Source organism: uncultured Henriciella sp., from assembly GCF_964005855.1.
GTDB lineage: Bacteria > Pseudomonadota > Alphaproteobacteria > Caulobacterales > Hyphomonadaceae > Henriciella.
The window spans coordinates 37,256-52,694 of the sequence record NZ_CAXFSW010000001.1 but is presented as its reverse complement, the minus strand read 5'-3'; the positions used below and the strand labels follow the sequence as shown (position 1 = coordinate 52,694).

Genomic DNA, 15,439 nt, shown 5'->3' with positions numbered 1-15,439 from the left:
CTCAGCCCAAAGGTTCAAAAAAGCCCGCCCGGATCTCTCCAGGCGGGCTTTTCATTTGTGTCTTATCTCACGCCGCTCAGCCGTAAAGCGCCTTGGCGTGGTGCATGATGTGATCATCCATGAAGGTGGAGATGAAATAGTAGGAATGATCATAACCGGGCCGCAAGCGGATCGCGAGCGGCTGGCCCGCTTCACGGCAGGCCTCTTCAAAGAGACCCGGCTTCAGCTGCTCTTCCAGGAACTGGTCATCCTCGCCCTGATCAATGAGGATCGTGGTGTCGAGCTGGGTCTTCTTGACCAGTTCGCACGCATCCCATTCCTTCCAGGCTTCTCTGCCATCTCCGAGGTAAGCGCTGAACGCCTTCTCGCCCCATGGCACCTGACTGGGCGCGACGATTGGGGAGAATGCCGAGACGCTGCGAAAATGTCCGGGATTGCGCAGCGCAAGCACCAGCGCGCCATGGCCGCCCATGGAATGTCCGAAGATGGACTGGCGGCGCATATCAGCCGCGAAGTTGGACCGGATGATGGAAGGCAGTTCCTCCATCACATACTGGTCCATCTTGTAGTGCTTGGCCCAGGGCTCCTGTGTGGCGGTGAGATAGAAACCGGCCCCCTGCCCCAGGTCATAAGCCTCGTCATCGGCGACATCATCGCCGCGCGGACTGGTGTCTGGCGCAACGATCATGACGCCGAGTTCGGCCGCCTTCCTCTGAAGGCCGCCTTTCTCCATGACATTGGCCCAGGTACAGGTCAGGCCGGACAGATACCAGAGAACCGGAACGGGCTCCTCGTCGGTTTGCGGCGGATCGAACACTGCGAACCGCATGTTGCAACCGAGAATCTCGCTTTCATGTTCATGAACGCTCAAATCCCCGCCGAAAGTCACCCAGTCTGATACTGTTTCCAATTCTTCTGCTCTCTTCTCTCTGCTTGTTCAGTCAGATGTAGCACAGCTGTGCCACATTCCTACCGCGAGCGAAGGTCACCATTTTCCCAATAGGTATTGCCCGTGTTGGGATCGACGAAATAATAGCGATCCGCGCGCTGGTCATAACGCCGCTCGGCCTCGACCTGTTCACCACCAACGAAGCAGCCGCCCTGCTGCCGGCAACCGGTATAATAACCTGCCGCTGCACCAACTGCACCGCCCACGAGGGCGCCTGTGGCTTCGTCCCCGGCGACGGCTGCACCGGCAGCAGCACCCACTGCGGTACCGATTGCGGCATTGCGCTGGGGCGCGGACGCATTCTGACAGGCCGTTAGCGTCAGAGCTGACGCGGCTGCGCTCATATAGATAAGGGTTTTCATGAAGAATCTCCTCTGGCTCGTTTCGCGGCGCCAGCTCCTCTCAACGGATCGCTCCGGAGGAAGCGGCGCATCCAGCCTCAAAACCTTGATGGAAATTGAGGCCGCACACCCCGAGCAACGCAGCCGGGAAATACCCGTTCCAGTTGCGCAGACCTCAGCGTTCTGAGCGCACGAGTGAAATAAAGCGGACGGCAGGGGCGCCAGAGGAGATCAGGCGTTACGGATGCGCTCGGCTTCCTCGGCCACAGCAAGGGCCAGCTCCCCGTCCTCACAGGGCACCACACGGACGTCATAGGCAAAGGTCTCGTCACGGGCCATCTGCGTCGCCTTGGACCGGAAGACCTCGACATTCTGTTCGATCTTGAAACCCACCTCATTCCCGATGGAGATGATGACCTCGACAGCTTCTTCAACCGAGGACGCCCAGACCTTGAGAGACATGACTGAAGGACCGACCCGGCCATCGGGAACAGCATGTCCCTCCATCGTGTCTCCGCCCGCGACAAGCGAGAAGTGCTTGAACTCAGACATGTAATATCTTTCCTATCAGCCCCACACACTCACGATAGGCACGGGAAAACGTAATTCATATGACGAGCTACACATTATACGGCGCCGAGGTCAGTTATTTCACCGGGAAGGCACGCGCCTATCTGGACTGGCGCGGCGCCGATTATGAGGAAAAACCCGCCACGCAGGAGGTCTACAAGACGCTGATCCTGCCCAATGTCGGCTGGCCCGTCATTCCGGTCGCGACGATGCCGGATGGGACCGTTGTCCAGGACACAGCCGACATCATGCAAGCTGTCGAAGCGCGCGAAAGCGCCAGTCCGCCAGCCTGGCCTGCTGGTCCTCTGCAACGTTTCGTCAGCGAACTGCTTCATCTTTATGGCGACGAATGGCTCGTCATTCCGGCGATGCACTATCGCTGGAATTACAATGAGGACTGGGCCTATGGCGAGTTTGGCGCCCTGTCCGCACCCCAGCTTTCCCCGCAGGAGCAATATGAACTTGGCCGCAAGAATGGCGCGCGCTTCAAGGGCGCCCTCCCCATTCTCGGGGTCAGCGATGCGACCATACCCGGGATCGAAAAGAGCTATAAAAGCTTTCTGGCAGAATTCTCCGCCCATCTGGGAGAGCACCCCTATCTTCTGGGCGCACACCCCTCACTGGCCGACTTCGCCTTCTATGGCCCGCTCTATGCGCACCTCTACCGGGACCCGGAATCAGGGAAACTGATGCAGAGGCTGGCGCCTGAAGTGTGGGACTGGGTTGAGAGGATGAGAGCCGGCGGTCAGACTCCGGGCGGCGACCTCATTGGAAGCGATGCCATTCCCGCCACATTAGAGCCCATCCTCGCGCGGCAGATGCGCGAACAGCTGCCCGCGATCGAGCGGACCGAAAAGCTGTTTGCGGACTGGGCGGCTTCAGCAGAGCCGGGGGCTCGCGTACCGCGGGCGCTGGGGGACATCCCGATTGAGATCGAAGGCCACATGGGGCCTGCCAAGGCGCGCAGCTTCCCGCTCTGGCGCCTTCAGGCGGCGCTCGACGTCTATAATGACATGGAAGAGAAAGACCGCTCACGCGCCGACGCCCTTCTGGAACGCATCGGCGGGAGCGGTCTCAAGACCTTCAAATTGCCCGCCAGGCTCAAGCGGGAAAACTGTCAGGTGGTTCTGGCCTAACCGCGGCAGAGGGCGCAGAGCTTGTTGCCGTCCGGATCGCGCAGATAGGCAAGGTACATTTTCTGGCCGCCGCCTTCGCGCCAGCCGGGCGGATCCTCAATGGGTTTGCCGCCGGCTGCAGCGCCCGCCTTGTGCCAGGCGTCGGCTTCGTCCGTCGAGTTCATGGCAAAACCGATCGTCATGCCATTGCCCGGCGTTGCGGCCTCGCCGTCAATCGGCTTGGTCACGAGGAAAACGCTGCCATTGTGCATGTAGATCAGGCGCCCCTTGGGATCGGTGATCCCTGGCTTGCCGCCCACTGCGCCGAACAGGGCGTCATAGAACTCCTTGGACCGGTCGATGTCATTCGAGCCGACCATCATATGGCTGTACATGTTTTGAATCCCCTTCTTCAAATGACTTGTTTGAATGATATCGGGTCGAGGCCTAGTACACCACCACGCTCCGGATGCTCTCGCCAGAGTGCATCAGGTCGAAGCCCTTGTTGATGTCTTCAAGCTTCAGCACGTGCGTGATCATCGGATCGATCTCGATCTTGCCCTTCATGTACCACTCGACGATCTTGGGTACATCCGTGCGGCCTCTGGCACCGCCAAAGGCAGAGCCTTTCCAGACGCGGCCCGTGACCAGCTGGAAGGGGCGGGTCGCGATTTCCTTACCGGCTTCGGCAACGCCGATGATGATGCTTTCACCCCAGCCGCGATGGCAGCATTCAAGCGCCTGGCGCATCACATCCGTATTGCCCGTACAATCGAAGGAATAGTCCGCCCCGCCCCCTGTCAGCTCGACAAGGTGAGAGACGGTATCGCCGGAGATTTCCTTCGGATTGACGAAATGGGTCATGCCAAACCGGCGGCCCCACTCTTCCTTGTCAGGATTGATATCGACGCCGACAATCATGTCCGCCCCGACCATTTTGGCCCCCTGAATCACGTTGAGACCGATACCGCCAAGGCCGAAGACAACGACATTTGAACCCGGTGTGACTTTTGCCGTATTCGTCACGGCGCCGACACCTGTGGTGACGCCACAGCCGACATAGCAGGTCTTGTCGAAGGGGGCTTCGGGGTCGATCTTCGCCACCGCGATTTCCGGCAGCACGGTGAAGTTCGAGAAGGTCGAGCAGCCCATATAGTGGTGCAGCTTCTGACCCTTATAGGAAAAGCGGCTTGTGCCGTCCGGCATGACGCCCTTGCCCTGCGTCGCGCGGATCGCGGTGCAGAGATTGGTCTTGCCCGACAGGCAGCTTTTGCACTGGCGGCATTCCGGTGTGTAGAGCGGAATGACATGGTCGCCCGGCTTAACACTCGTCACGCCCTTGCCGACCTCACGCACCACGCCCGCGCCCTCATGGCCGAGAATGCTGGGGAAAAGCCCCTCGCTGTCGAGGCCGTCCAGCGTGTAGGCATCGGTATGGCAGATACCCGTCGCCATGATCTCGACGAGCACCTCGCCATCCTTTGGACCTTCAAGGTCCACCTCAACGATTTCGAGCGGTTTCTTGGCTTCGAAAGCAACAGCTGCGCGGGTTTTCATGAATGTCTCTCCTGCTTGGATCGGCGCCACCATGCCGGGGCCTCTCTGCGCGCACAAGACGCCAAGTCTGCCGCAGATGAATCTGACTCACATCCCCCCTTTTGAGCGGCCCTGTCGTACGCCGCGTGGAACAAGGGCTCACCACCAGTCGTTTTGTTTTCGCGAAGTAACAAGGAGAATGCATCATGAAAAAACTCATGATTACTGCAGCAGCGTCCGCCCTGATAATGGGTGCAGCCGCCTGCTCGAACGAAAACGACGTCGCGATGAACGACAATGGCTACGATGAAGCCGAAATGGAGACGGCTGACACCGAAACCGCGCCTGAAATGACCGATGAGGCCGAGGCGCCGGACGTCGAAACGGTCTATCTCATGTCCGGCGATCTCAGCGCTGGAGAACTTATCGGCGCCAAGGTGATCGGTGCAGATGGCGAAGATGCCGCCACGATCGATGACTTTATCATCAATAGCGACGGCCAGATTGACCGCGTTGTGTTCCGCAGCGGCGATTTCATCGACCTGCTCGGCACCCAAGGTGCGCTCGCCTTTGATCAGCTCGACCTTGAAATGGCAGCCGACAATGAGCCGCGCTTTACTGTTTCCATGACGGAAGAAGCGCTTCAGAACGTCGAGGAATACGATCAGGACGGGCTGAATGATTACAGCCTCGCATCGGAAATAATCGGTACCACCGCCGACTTCACCAATTCCGACGAGTCTGCGCGTATCAATGACATCATCATCTCCGCAGACGGTGAAGCCAAATATGCCATCGTCGGCGACACGATCATGGACAATGATCGTCAGCTCGACTTCGACCGCATCATTGTAGATGACGATGGCGACGCGCTCATGATCGACGCAGCAGCAGACGATCTCGCGATGATGCCGATCTTTATCTATGAAATGGAAGACGATGCATCAGCGGCAGACAGCGAACGCAACTCCATGAGCGATTGGGACGCTGATGAAGCCGACACCAATGCTTCTGACGACATGATGGACGACGATCAGAACTAGATGGACGTTCAGCCCTTTGAAAAAGCCCTGCCGGTTGGCAGGGCTTTTTTATATGTGGAAGGGTCTGGGTTACCCTAGCGCCGGCCCGCCACGACATCACGGGTCATACGTTCGATCCGGTTGATGAGAGCATCAACAGAGCCGTTCGTGCGATCCAGCAGGGACAGAAACTGGGCCTGTTGCTCAATCGCCAGCCAGATCAGATTGCCATTCACGTTCAGGGCGACGTCCACCACCTGATAGCCGTCATTGCGCTTGAGCACACGCCAGCGGACACTCATCTCCTGGCCATCGGCGCGCGGGATCTTCGTATCGACGATCGAGTCGCGCGGCGTGCGGTCTGTTGATCCTTCAACGATAACCTCATTGCCGCGATAGGCATCGAGTTCATTCTCATAGACGGCAAGCGCGTATTTCTTGAAGGCCGCCTGAAAGCGCTCGAACTCTTCCGGCGTGAAGCGGTTTGCATATTTGCCTATGACGAAGCGGCTGACAGCTTCGATGTCTGCGAACTCATCCATATAGCGGCTGAAAAGCGCGGTACGCTCGTCACGGCTGAGCGAAGGGTCATTCAGCGATTCAAGCACTTCATTGGCATTGTCTTCGACAAAAGCCTCAGTGCTCGCATCCGCGAAGGCGGGGCTGGCTGCAGCTGCCAGTGCGGCGGCCGCAATAAGGTGTCTGGCAATTTTCATGGTCGTCGTCCTACTGGTCTCCGGCGCCTGTCCCCTCGGCGCTTTCCTCATCATAGACATCAAAATCAGGCAAATCCTGGTATGGATCTGCCTCTGTCTCGCCATTTCGGATGGCAGCCTCGCGCTGCGAGGAATAATTGCGGCGAAGCGCAATATAAGGTTCCGGCTGCGAGCGCAGCGTTTCAATCGGTTCGATCAGGCGCGCGCGCGTATCAATCAGACCGAGAACGGTCCGGCCCACGGCGATGTGGTCGTCGAGATCCGGATCGCTTTCGAATTCAGTCCAGGTCAGCGGGTCCAGGGCCCGGTCTGTGGCAATTCCGAATGTGTCGCGGAAATTGCTTGGCCCGAGCAAAGGCAGAACCAGGAACGGTCCTGGCTCAACGCCCCACACACCCAGCGTTTGCCCGAAATCCTCATTATGTTCGGTAACGCCAAGCGTACTGGCAACATCAAAGATGCCAGCCACACCAATGGTCGAGTTGATCAGGAAGCGACCGAACGTATCTGCAGAGGCCTGCGCATTGCCCTGAAGCATAGAGTTCGCGAAGACAACGGGCTGGCGAATATTGGTCAGCACATTGTGCACACCGTCACGGGCAGGCTCTGGCACGACCGCGCGGTAGCCACGTGCCACCGGCTCGATCGCCGCTTTGTCGACCGCCTCGTTGAAAGCGTACACATTACGGTTGAAGCCTTCAAAAGGATCGGAGACGCCCGAGGCGGTGTCAGTCGTGTCCTGTGTCGTCGCGCAAGCCGTAAGCGTGGTAAGCGCGATGAGGGCTGAAACTACTGTCTTCATGATAACTTCCGTATGCTGGAGGCAGCATATGTGCGCAGCCTGCCCGGCTTTCAACGCCAACACTTCAATGAATAAGTAGATATCGACGTATGGTGGTCTATCGGTCACACCGAAGCACAGCATATTGTCATCCATATAAAGGCATGTTTATATGCTGATATGAGACAGCCTTCGGAAACCATGGTAGAAGCATTGCGCGCCGCTGGCGAGCCAACGCGGCTGCGCATTCTGGCTTTGCTGCGCCATGGGGAGCTGTCGGTCGGTGAGCTTGTGACCGTTCTGGGCCAAAGCCAGCCCCGGCTCTCCCACCACCTCAAGGCACTGACGTCAGCAGGCCTGACCGAACGTCTTCCCGAAGGCGCATGGGTCTTCTACCGCATTCCGGCCTCTGGCTGGGCCGGCACCCTGACTGACCACCTTTTTGACCTCATCGATGAAGCAACGGGCGATTTCCCGAACGACCTTTCACGGCTTGATGCGGTGCGTCAGGCCCGTCAGGCTTCGGCCGAAACCTATTTCAGCTCGATCGCGTCGGACTGGGACCAGATCCGGTCCATGCATTACCCAGATGAACTTATCGAAGCGGCCATACTGCGCGCCGTGGGGCCTGGCCCTTTCCGCAAAGTGGTCGATCTTGGCACCGGGACAGGCCGCATGCTCACCCTGCTCGGCAATCGTGCGCAGGAGTCCGAAGGCCTCGACATGTCGCATCAGATGCTGACCCTGGCGCGGGCCAAACTTGCCGAGGCCGGAGTCACCCAGGCGCGCGTGCGTCAGGGAGACGTCACTGCAACACCTTTTGAGCCGGCAAGCGCCGACATGGTCATTGTCCATCAGGTGCTTCACTATCTGGAAGACCCGGAAAAAGTGGTGCGCGAGGCAAGCCGCATCCTCAGTCCGGGCGGCACGCTGGTCATCGTGGATTTCGCCCAGCACGATCACGAATTCATGCGCGAAGCCTTCGGCCACCGGCGTCTCGGCATTCGCGAAGACACAATGAAACTCTGGGCCGAACAGGCCGGCTTGCACCTTGACGAGGCGCTGCGCTTCGAGCCGCCCAAAGACCTGGATCAAGGCATTGCCGTTCTCATCTGGCGTGCCCGGAAACCGCAACACAAAGAGGAAGTTGCCGCATGAGCCACCTATCAGTTGCCACCCGGCAGGGCGAGAAGGGCCCGAATGTCTCCTTTGAGTTCTTTCCCCCGAAGAATGAGACCATGGATGAGCGCCTGTGGGAGTGCGTGCGCCGGCTGGAGCCGATGGCGCCTCACTTTGTTTCGGTCACCTATGGCGCCGGCGGGTCCACCCGTGAGCGCACCCACGATACGGTCAAGCGCATCGTGACCGACACCCGCCTGACACCGGCAGCGCACCTGACCTGCGTCGGCGCCCCGCGTGAAGAAGTCCTGCAGACAGCCGAAGATTATTATGAAGCCGGCGTCCGCCACATCGTCGCCTTGCGCGGGGATGCGCCGCAGGATGAAGACTATGACAAGCCCGAGGGGCGCTACACCAATGTGGTCGACCTCGTCTCCGACCTTCGTGCGCACCGCCCGGACCTTGGCAAGGTGTTCGAAATCTCGGTGGCCTGCTATCCTGAGCCCCACCCGGATTCGCGGGGCTGGGAGCAGGATCTTGCCCACCTGAAACGCAAGCAGGAGGCCGGCGCGGACCGCGCGATCACGCAGTTCTTCTTTGAACCGGAAGTCTATTTCGAATTCGTCGACAAGGCCCGCGCTGCCGGCATCACCATGCCGCTCGTTCCCGGCATCATGCTGCAGCCCAATTTCAACGGCCTTAAAAAGTTCGCCAAGATGTGCGGCGCCAGCCTGCCGGACTGGCTTCACAAGCTTTATGAAGGCCTCGATGATGACGCCGATACCCGTGACCTCATCACGGCCAATGTCGCAGCCGAGCTCTGTCACAAGCTCGCCGATGGCGGCGTCGAGCAATTCCACTTCTACACACTGAACCGGGCAAATCTGGCGCTTTCGACCTGCCACCTGCTCGGCCTGAAACCCGCAACGGCGGAGGCGGCCTGATGGCAAACGAGACACTGATCGACCAGCTTGAAGCAAAGGCCAGGGAAGAGATCCTGATCCTGGACGGCGCGATGGGCACCATGCTCCAGAAATATGCCTTCTCCGAGGAGCAGTTTCGCGGTGAGCGTTTTGCCGACTGGGACACGGCGGTTCAGGGCAATAACGACCTCCTGAACCTTACCCAGCCGGATGCTGTCCGCGACATCCATGCGAAATTCATCGCGGCTGGCGCCGACCTCATTGAGACGAACACGTTCAGCGCGACCACCATCGCGCAGGGCGACTATCACATGCAGGATATCGCGGCCGAGATTGCAGAAGCCGGCGCCCGCGTCGCGCGGGAAGCTGCCGACGCCGCAGACAAGCCTGTCGGGGTTCTCGGCGCAATCGGGCCGACCAACAAGACATTGTCGCTCTCGCCGGACGTCAACAATCCGGGCTATCGGGAAGTGACCTTCGACGATGTGCGAGCTGCCTATCTGCAACAGGCACACGCCATGGCGCCGCATATCGACTTTTTCCTGATCGAGACCATCTTCGACACGCTGAATGCCAAGGCTGCCATCAAGGCGCTTCTGGATTTCCGCGCCGAGACGGGCAAGGAGATCCCGGTCATCATTTCCGGCACGATTACCGACGCCTCCGGCCGTACGCTCTCGGGCCAGACCGCCGAAGCCTTCTGGCACTCGGTCCGTCACGCGCAGCCATGGGCCATTGGTCTCAACTGCGCTCTCGGCGCCAAGATGATGCGCCCGCACATCGCGGCCATTTCAAAGGTCGCCGACACACGCGTTATTGCCTATCCAAATGCCGGTCTACCGAATGAGTTCGGTGAGTATGATGAGCTGCCCGAACAGACAGCGGCGCAGCTGGAAGAATGGGCAAAATCAGGCCTGGTCAATGTGCTTGGCGGCTGCTGCGGCACAACCCCGCCACATATCGAGGCCATTTCCAAGGCAGTGAAGGGCAAGACGCCCCGAAACATCCCGGAACCACCTCGCGCCATGCGTCTATCCGGGCTAGAACCGTTCCAGCTCGCAAGCTGACGGGAGGCAATCATGAGCAAGACGTATGAGAAACTCGATGACAAGCTCATCGAGTTCATCAAGGCACAGAAAATGTTCTTCGTCGCGACAGCGCCCCTGTCGCGCGACGGGCATGTGAATGTCTCGCCCAAAGGCTATGACAGCTTCGTCGTGATCGATGAGAGCACGGTCGCCTGGCTCGATCTTGGCGGCTCCGGCATCGAAACGATGGCGCATCTAAAGGAAAATGGCCGTATCACGATCATGTTTTGCGCCTTTGACGGCGCGGCCAATATCGTGCGCCTCTATGGGCAAGGCGAGGCAGTGCAGTTCGATGATCCACGCTTTGCCGGTCTGCTGGCCCTCTTTTCCAATTTCGACAAGGCGCGCGCCATCGTCACCGTTAAGTTGGATCGGGTTTCCGACAGCTGCGGCTGGGGCGTACCCTTCTATGAGTTCAAGGGCGAGCGTGAACAGCTTCAGCGCTATGCCAACAATCCCCGCACAGATGGACGCACCTGGGAACAGCGCTGGTATGAAGGCAATGCCGAAAGCACTGATGGCCTGCCCGGCGTCACACGGACGAATGAGGCCGCAGAATGATAACGCCCCAAAGAAGAGAAGTAGTCGCAGGTTTGGCAGCAGTCGCCGGCCTCGGTGCTTGTGCCACGAACCTTCGTCGAAGCTCTACTTCAAAGCCCAATGTTGTACTTATCATTGCAGACGATCTAAGAGCTGACGCGATAGCAAAAAGAGACAAGCTAGGCATCAAAACACCTCATATCGACGCGTTAGTTGCCGAGGGGCACAGCTTCGATGATGCTTTCGTAACCACTTCGATATGTCCTACCAGCCGCGCCTCAATCATGACCGGGCAATTCGCATCTAACCATAAATATTGGAATTGGAGTGAGATCACTCAGGCTCAGCTAGACCGCGGTCTGTATGGACTGATGAAATCTGCTGGTTATCAAACAGCGTACATTGGAAAATGGGGATTAGGAACAGAATCCCGCGAAAACTTTTTCAATATTTGGTACGGATTTGATAACTTTAAGTTATATTACGACGAAGAATATGGCGGAAAGCATCTAACTGAATTCATCGGCGCGAAGGCCGTCAATGCTATCAATCAGTTAAAAGACGCCCCATTCTTTTTAACGTTTGCGACGCTCGCGCCGCATACGCAACACCGCGAACCTTATTGGGACGCAGATCACGTTTACGATGAAAGCTATAAAGAGCTTTTCTATCCAACCGCACCTAGCGCCACCACGGAAGCTTTTGATCGACTGCCAGAGTTTCTCAAAACGTCAGAAGGCCGTGAACGTTGGAGACAGAGGTTTGGTAATCCTGAAACCGCGTCCGAAACTCTTCGAGACTACTATAGACTGGTCAACGGGCTGGATGCGCAAGTTGGTCGAATTGTATCTGCTTTAAAAGAGAGGAACCTGTACGACGACACCCTGATCGTATTCACTTCAGACAATGGGATGCTTTTGGGCGAACATGGTCTTTCTGGCAAATGGTGGATGTTCGAAGAGTCAATTCGAGTTCCACTTGTGATAAAAATGCCTTCTGGCAGCCGCAGAGAGCCTATACCGCAAGTCGCTCTTAACATTGATGTTATGCCGACAATTCTAGAAGCGTGCTCGCTTCAGATACCTCAAACTGTGGATGGTAAGTCCTTGTTGGCGTCGGGGCCTCAAAGAACCCAATTCTTTTACGAGCATCTATTCGATCATCCGAGGATCATTAAGAGCGAAGGAATTTGGTCGCCTTCTTACAAATACATCAACTACGGCGTTGGCGGATCGACCTACGAAATGCTCTTCGATCTTCGAATAGATCCATACGAGTTGAACAACTTAGCGTTACTTCCAGGCTCACAAGTCATCCTCTCTGAATATAGAGAGAGATTTAAATCTGAAAAAGCTCGGGTTCAAAGAGCCCATACCGATGAGGCCGCAGAATGATAACGCCTCCTGTCTCTGCCCGTGATTTTTTCATCTTCTACGGCCTGCTCAAGCAGGGCTTTCCTGGCGGCCCCAAGAACGTTGACCTTAAGCGTCATGGAGAATTTCTTGGCCCCTGCAGGTTCAAGGGCGCCATGTTCGATATGGGCGACTATCCGGGTGTTGTGCGCCAGAAAGGCATCTGCCACGGCATGCTTTACCGCCTCGATCATCCGCGCATTGCCCGAAAGCTTGACGCGTTTGAGGGCGTGCGCACCGATGCGCCGTCCAAGGCGCTTTATCGGCGCGAAAAGGTCTCTATCGTTGACGATTTTGGACGCCCTTGCGCCAAAGCCTGGGTCTATGTCTACAACCGCCCGGTAACGGGCCGTCCAATGGTTCGCTCAGGCTTCTGGGCTTCGCCGGAGAGCAGAAGCCGTCAGAGGGTCGCATGACGCCTCTTATCAAATTCATCATCTGCTTTCTCATCGCTGTTGCCGCTTACGGTCTTGGCCGGTTCGCCGCCAGCACGCTGTTTGACGATCTCGCACTGGTCTGGCTTGGCGCCATTGGCGGCGCCTCTGCGGCCACGGCCTTCTTCATTTCCGGGCGCCTGCTCGGCATCGTGAACTTCAGGAAAAAGGATCCCGATCAGGATCAATCATGACAAATTCCACAGCCTCCCAGATCTTCATCAATATCGGTGAGCGCACGAACGTCACCGGCTCTGCGAAATTCCGCAATCTCATCAAGGCGGGTGACTATGACACCGCTGTCGATGTCGCGCGCCAGCAGGTCGAGAATGGGGCGCAGATCATCGATGTGAACATGGATGAGGGGATGCTGGACGGCGTCGAGGCCATGACCACCTTCCTCAACCTCATCGCCGCCGAGCCCGATATCGCACGTGTCCCGGTGATGATCGACAGCTCCAAATGGGAGGTGATCGAGGCAGGGCTAAAATGCGTGCAGGGCAAGGCGGTTGTGAACTCCATCTCGCTCAAGGAAGGCGAGGAACAGTTCCTGGAGCAGGCCCGCAAGGTACAGTCCTATGGCGCGGCCACGGTTGTGATGGCCTTCGATGAAGAGGGTCAGGCCGACACGGCAGCGCGCAAGATCGAAATCTGCACACGCGCCTACAAGCTGCTGACTGAGAAAGTCGGCTTTGCGCCTGAAGACATCATCTTCGACCCGAACATTTTCGCCGTCGCGACCGGGATCGAGGAGCACAATAATTACGCCGTCGATTTCATCGAGGCCTGCAAGGCGATCCGCGAGACGCTCCCCCATTGCCATATCTCGGGCGGGCTCTCCAACGTCTCTTTCTCCTTCCGCGGCAATGAGATCGTGCGCCGGGCCATGCATTCGGTCTTCCTCTATCATGCGATCCCGGCGGGCCTGGACATGGCCATCGTGAATGCCGGCCAGCTCGACATCTATGACAATATCGATCCGGAGCTTCGCGAGGCGGTCGAGGATGTAATCCTCAATCGCCGCGACGATGCAACCGAACGCCTGCTCGACATGGCCGAACAGTATCGCGGCCAGAAAGGCGAAACCAAGAAGAAGGATATGAGCTGGCGCGAGCAGCCGGTCGAGAAACGCCTCGAACACGCGCTCGTCCAGGGCATCACCGAATTCGTTGTCGAGGACACCGAGGAAGCCCGTCAGAAGGCTGAGCGTCCGCTTCATGTCATCGAGGGCCCGCTCATGGACGGCATGAATGTCGTCGGTGACCTTTTCGGCGCCGGCAAGATGTTCCTGCCTCAAGTGGTGAAGTCAGCCCGCGTCATGAAAGCGGCTGTCGCCCACCTCACCCCCTTTATCGAGAAAGAGCAGAAGGAGCTCGGCCTCGACAAGGTGTCCAATGGCAAGGTCGTCCTCGCCACGGTGAAGGGCGATGTGCACGATATCGGCAAGAACATTGTCGGCGTCGTGCTGGGCTGCAATGGCTATGACATTGTCGATATGGGCGTCATGGTGCCTGCTGAGAAAATCCTCGAAAAGGCGATTGAGGAAAAGGCCGACATGATCGGTCTCTCGGGCCTCATTACGCCGTCGCTTGATGAGATGGTCTTCGTTGCCGCCGAGATGGAGCGTCAGGGCATTCACCTGCCCCTGCTGATCGGTGGGGCCACGACCTCTCCGGCGCACACCGCCGTGAAGATCGACCCGGCCTTTCCGTCTGCCCCGGTCATCCACGTCAGCGATGCGAGCCGCGCGGTCGGCGTCGTCAGCGCGATGATGAATACCGAAGAGCGCGAGACCATGTGGGGCACGACCAAGGCCCGCTATGACCGTATCCGCGAAAGCCGCTCTGGCGGCCCGCCCACCCCGCGCCTGCCGATCAAGGAGGCGCGCGAGCTGGCTTTCAATGCGACCAAAGCTTCCGCGCCTGCGCCAACCTTCACCGGCGTGAAGACGTTTGAGGATTTCGATCTCAACGACCTCAAGGACTATATCGACTGGACGCCCTATTTCATGAGCTGGGACCTTGCGGGCAAATTCCCGCAAATCCTGGAGGATGAGAAAGTCGGCGAGGCGGCATCCGACCTCTGGCGCGATACGCAGACCATGCTGCAACGCCTCTTGGGCGAAGCCTGGTTCAAGCCAAAGGCGACCATCGGCTTCTGGGAAGCCAGACGCGAGGGCGACGACATCAGGCTCGCCTCCGGTGAAACGCTCCACACGCTGCGCCAGCAGATGAAGAAAACCAATGAGAAGCCGAACTTTGCGCTCTCTGACTTCCTCTCATCCGACGGGGATCATATCGGCGCCTTCTGTGTGACTGCCGGACCCGAGGCCGATGCGATCTCAAAGGACTTCAAGGAGAAGGGCGACGACTATTCCGCCATCATGGTTCAGGCGCTGGCCGACCGTTTCGCGGAAGCCATGGCAGAATGCATGCATGAGAAGGTCAGAAAAGAGCTTTGGGGCTATGCCCCGGACGAGGCCTATGACTGCAACGACCTGATCAAGGAAAAGTATCGCGGCATCCGTCCGGCGCCCGGCTATCCGGCCCAGCCCGACCACACAGAGAAAGAGCTGATCTTCAAGCTGCTGGAAGCCGAAGAACGGATCGGCGTGTCGCTGACCTCGAGCTTTGCGATGAGCCCGGCGCCGTCGGTTTCCGGCCTCTATTTCGCTCACCCCGACAGCGCCTATTTCGCCGTCGGCCGCATCGAACGCGACCAGGTCGAGGACTATGCCAGACGCAAGGGCTGGGACCAGAGAACCGCCGAACGCTGGCTCGCGCCGATCCTCAATTACGATCCGTTTGCTGTGAGTACGGACGAGGCCGCTTAGCTTAGCTTGCCCCACCCCTGAAACCGGCCTCATCCTGCACCTATCGCAGGTTAAGCCACC

Annotated in this window: 17 protein-coding genes; 10 read left to right on the top strand and 7 right to left on the bottom strand. The window is 58.3% G+C overall.

All coding sequences use genetic code 11. The features are described 5' to 3' along the window. Positions 1 to 76 precede the first annotated feature (76 nt). From fghA to ABNU55_RS00235, 3 genes are all read right to left on the bottom strand, one after another. Complete coding sequence (fghA, locus tag ABNU55_RS00245; RefSeq protein WP_290752675.1) at positions 77 to 910, bottom strand: S-formylglutathione hydrolase; 834 nt, start codon at positions 908 to 910, stop codon at positions 77 to 79. 59 nt (positions 911 to 969) lie between these two features. Next, positions 970 to 1,311: a YMGG-like glycine zipper-containing protein gene (locus ABNU55_RS00240; RefSeq protein ID WP_290752672.1), complete on the bottom strand. Its 342-nt coding sequence runs from the start codon at positions 1,309 to 1,311 to the stop codon at positions 970 to 972. 210 nt (positions 1,312 to 1,521) lie between these two features. Continuing rightward, a complete protein-coding gene (locus ABNU55_RS00235) occupies positions 1,522 to 1,842 on the bottom strand; it encodes a hypothetical protein (protein WP_290752670.1) in 321 nt (106 codons plus the stop codon). A gap of 59 nt (positions 1,843 to 1,901) precedes the next feature. On the opposite strand from ABNU55_RS00235, the gene ABNU55_RS00230 reads away from it, so the two are divergent. Next, positions 1,902 to 2,996 carry a glutathione S-transferase N-terminal domain-containing protein gene (locus ABNU55_RS00230; protein ID WP_290752667.1) on the top strand — a complete coding sequence of 365 codons (1,095 nt, stop codon included), beginning with the start codon at positions 1,902 to 1,904 and terminating at the stop codon, positions 2,994 to 2,996. Here the strand turns inward: ABNU55_RS00230 and ABNU55_RS00225 are convergent. Then, positions 2,993 to 3,370: a VOC family protein gene (locus tag ABNU55_RS00225; protein ID WP_290752664.1), complete on the bottom strand. Its 378-nt coding sequence runs from the start codon at positions 3,368 to 3,370 to the stop codon at positions 2,993 to 2,995. The genes ABNU55_RS00230 and ABNU55_RS00225 overlap by 4 nt on opposite strands. Positions 3,371 to 3,422: 52 nt before the next feature. Next, positions 3,423 to 4,532 (bottom strand): S-(hydroxymethyl)glutathione dehydrogenase/class III alcohol dehydrogenase, encoded by a 1,110-nt coding sequence (locus tag ABNU55_RS00220; RefSeq protein ID WP_290752661.1) that lies wholly within the window; start codon positions 4,530 to 4,532, stop codon positions 3,423 to 3,425. Positions 4,533 to 4,717: 185 nt separating this feature from the next. Here ABNU55_RS00220 and ABNU55_RS00215 point away from each other — a divergent pair, with 185 nt between their 5' ends. Continuing rightward, positions 4,718 to 5,554 (top strand): PRC-barrel domain-containing protein, encoded by an 837-nt coding sequence (locus tag ABNU55_RS00215; RefSeq protein ID WP_290752659.1) that lies wholly within the window; start codon positions 4,718 to 4,720, stop codon positions 5,552 to 5,554. A 74-nt stretch (positions 5,555 to 5,628) separates the two neighbouring features. On the opposite strand, the gene ABNU55_RS00210 is transcribed toward ABNU55_RS00215, so the two are convergent. Beyond that, positions 5,629 to 6,249 (bottom strand): ABC transporter substrate-binding protein, encoded by a 621-nt coding sequence (locus ABNU55_RS00210; protein WP_290752656.1) that lies wholly within the window; start codon positions 6,247 to 6,249, stop codon positions 5,629 to 5,631. A gap of 10 nt (positions 6,250 to 6,259) precedes the next feature. Then, a complete protein-coding gene (locus ABNU55_RS00205; protein ID WP_290752653.1) occupies positions 6,260 to 7,051 on the bottom strand; it encodes a VacJ family lipoprotein in 792 nt (263 codons plus the stop codon). Between the two features lie 180 nt (positions 7,052 to 7,231). Here ABNU55_RS00205 and ABNU55_RS00200 point away from each other — a divergent pair, with 180 nt between their 5' ends. Genes ABNU55_RS00200 through metH form a run of 8 tightly spaced genes read left to right on the top strand, consistent with a single transcriptional unit; the run spans position 7,232 to position 15,379 of the window. Further along, positions 7,232 to 8,188, top strand: a complete 957-nt coding sequence (locus ABNU55_RS00200; RefSeq protein ID WP_290757846.1) for a metalloregulator ArsR/SmtB family transcription factor — start codon at positions 7,232 to 7,234, stop codon at positions 8,186 to 8,188. After that, the gene (gene metF, locus ABNU55_RS00195; RefSeq protein WP_290752648.1) at positions 8,185 to 9,093 is read left to right on the top strand and encodes a methylenetetrahydrofolate reductase [NAD(P)H]; all 909 of its coding nucleotides are present in this window, start codon (positions 8,185 to 8,187) and stop codon (positions 9,091 to 9,093) included. Before ABNU55_RS00200 ends, metF begins: the two co-directional genes overlap by 4 nt. Beyond that, a complete protein-coding gene (locus tag ABNU55_RS00190) occupies positions 9,093 to 10,139 on the top strand; it encodes a homocysteine S-methyltransferase family protein (RefSeq protein ID WP_290752646.1) in 1,047 nt (348 codons plus the stop codon). The genes metF and ABNU55_RS00190 overlap by 1 nt, the downstream gene beginning before the upstream one ends. Positions 10,140 to 10,151: 12 nt before the next feature. Next, on the top strand, positions 10,152 to 10,721 hold the full coding sequence (locus ABNU55_RS00185; RefSeq protein WP_290752643.1) for a pyridoxamine 5'-phosphate oxidase family protein: 570 nt from the start codon (positions 10,152 to 10,154) through the stop codon (positions 10,719 to 10,721). Then, entirely contained in the window at positions 10,718 to 12,094 is a 1,377-nt protein-coding gene (locus ABNU55_RS00180; protein ID WP_290752640.1) for a sulfatase-like hydrolase/transferase, read from the top strand. Before ABNU55_RS00185 ends, ABNU55_RS00180 begins: the two co-directional genes overlap by 4 nt. Further along, positions 12,091 to 12,528 (top strand): gamma-glutamylcyclotransferase family protein, encoded by a 438-nt coding sequence (locus tag ABNU55_RS00175; protein WP_290752638.1) that lies wholly within the window; start codon positions 12,091 to 12,093, stop codon positions 12,526 to 12,528. The genes ABNU55_RS00180 and ABNU55_RS00175 overlap by 4 nt, the downstream gene beginning before the upstream one ends. Continuing rightward, the gene (locus ABNU55_RS00170; RefSeq protein WP_290752636.1) at positions 12,525 to 12,740 is read left to right on the top strand and encodes a hypothetical protein; all 216 of its coding nucleotides are present in this window, start codon (positions 12,525 to 12,527) and stop codon (positions 12,738 to 12,740) included. Before ABNU55_RS00175 ends, ABNU55_RS00170 begins: the two co-directional genes overlap by 4 nt. Then, positions 12,734 to 15,379 (top strand): methionine synthase, encoded by a 2,646-nt coding sequence (metH, locus tag ABNU55_RS00165; protein ID WP_348764217.1) that lies wholly within the window; start codon positions 12,734 to 12,736, stop codon positions 15,377 to 15,379. The genes ABNU55_RS00170 and metH overlap by 7 nt, the downstream gene beginning before the upstream one ends. The last annotated feature ends 60 nt before the right edge of the window (positions 15,380 to 15,439 follow it).

Coding starts and splice junctions, on each gene's coding strand:
- ABNU55_RS00240 (WP_290752672.1), bottom strand. CDS start 1,311: ATGAAAACCCTTATCTATATGAGCGCAGCCGCGTCAGCTCTGACGCTA.
- ABNU55_RS00235 (WP_290752670.1), bottom strand. CDS start 1,842: ATGTCTGAGTTCAAGCACTTCTCGCTTGTCGCGGGCGGAGACACGATG.
- ABNU55_RS00230 (WP_290752667.1), top strand. CDS start 1,902: ATGACGAGCTACACATTATACGGCGCCGAGGTCAGTTATTTCACCGGG.
- ABNU55_RS00225 (WP_290752664.1), bottom strand. CDS start 3,370: ATGTACAGCCATATGATGGTCGGCTCGAATGACATCGACCGGTCCAAG.
- ABNU55_RS00220 (WP_290752661.1), bottom strand. CDS start 4,532: ATGAAAACCCGCGCAGCTGTTGCTTTCGAAGCCAAGAAACCGCTCGAA.
- ABNU55_RS00215 (WP_290752659.1), top strand. CDS start 4,718: ATGAAAAAACTCATGATTACTGCAGCAGCGTCCGCCCTGATAATGGGT.
- ABNU55_RS00210 (WP_290752656.1), bottom strand. CDS start 6,249: ATGAAAATTGCCAGACACCTTATTGCGGCCGCCGCACTGGCAGCTGCA.
- ABNU55_RS00205 (WP_290752653.1), bottom strand. CDS start 7,051: ATGAAGACAGTAGTTTCAGCCCTCATCGCGCTTACCACGCTTACGGCT.
- ABNU55_RS00200 (WP_290757846.1), top strand. CDS start 7,232: ATGGTAGAAGCATTGCGCGCCGCTGGCGAGCCAACGCGGCTGCGCATT.
- metF (WP_290752648.1), top strand. CDS start 8,185: ATGAGCCACCTATCAGTTGCCACCCGGCAGGGCGAGAAGGGCCCGAAT.
- ABNU55_RS00190 (WP_290752646.1), top strand. CDS start 9,093: ATGGCAAACGAGACACTGATCGACCAGCTTGAAGCAAAGGCCAGGGAA.
- ABNU55_RS00185 (WP_290752643.1), top strand. CDS start 10,152: ATGAGCAAGACGTATGAGAAACTCGATGACAAGCTCATCGAGTTCATC.
- ABNU55_RS00180 (WP_290752640.1), top strand. CDS start 10,718: ATGATAACGCCCCAAAGAAGAGAAGTAGTCGCAGGTTTGGCAGCAGTC.
- ABNU55_RS00175 (WP_290752638.1), top strand. CDS start 12,091: ATGATAACGCCTCCTGTCTCTGCCCGTGATTTTTTCATCTTCTACGGC.
- ABNU55_RS00170 (WP_290752636.1), top strand. CDS start 12,525: ATGACGCCTCTTATCAAATTCATCATCTGCTTTCTCATCGCTGTTGCC.